General features: G+C 40.6%; 1 protein-coding gene. It reads left to right on the top strand.

Features of this window, described 5'->3' with window-relative positions; translation table 11 throughout:
• Positions 1–130 precede the first annotated feature (130 nt).
• Positions 131–862 (top strand): alpha/beta fold hydrolase (locus NL42_RS19035; RefSeq protein WP_461313939.1); only part of this gene is annotated, 732 nt, incomplete at its 3' end.

The following is an 862-nucleotide window of genomic DNA, read 5'->3' on the forward strand; positions in this document are numbered from 1 at the left end:
GAGTCTTCATATAAATTTTATTTTTAAAAGATGATTAAGATGGTTGACCTTAAAGTTAACTTTAAGCTTAGTATAAATATTCAAATCTTTATAACGAATCAACAAGCAGTTTTTCACCAGGAGAACAAAGATGGGATATGTAACCACAAAAGACGGCGTAGAAATTTTCTATAAAGATTGGGGACCTCGAGATGCCCAAGTTTTATTTTTTCATCATGGTTGGCCTTTAAGTTCAGATGATTGGGACACACAGTTGCTTTTTTTCCTTAAAGAAGGTTTTCGTGTAGTTGCTCATGATAGACGTGGGCATGGGCGTTCAAGTCAGGTGTGGGATGGTCATGATATGGACCACTACGCAGATGATGTCGCAGAAGTGGTCAAACATCTGAATATTAAAAATGCAATTCATATTGGCCATTCAACGGGTGGAGGTGAAGTTGCTCATTATATTGCTCGTCACGGTCAAGAAAACGTTGCAAAAGCTGTTCTTGTTAGTGCAGTTCCACCATTGATGGTTAAAACTGAAAATAATCCTGAAGGTTTACCAAAAGAAGTTTTTGATGACCTGCAAAATCAAGTTCTCACCAACCGTGCGCAATTTTTCCGAGACCTTCCATCTGGCCCGTTTTATGGTTTTAACCGACCAGATGCGAAACCATCTGAAGGTATCATTGCTAACTGGTGGCGTCAGGGCATGACGGGTAGTGCAAAAGCACATTACGATGGTATTGTGGCGTTCTCGCAAACTGACTTCACTGACGATCTAAAGAAAATCACGGTTCCTGTTTTGGTGCTGCATGGTGATGACGACCAGATCGTGCCTTATAAAACTTCTGGCGTGAAATCTGCTGAGTTACTCCCA

The sequence above is a fragment of the Acinetobacter sp. GN11 genome (assembly GCF_054823985.1).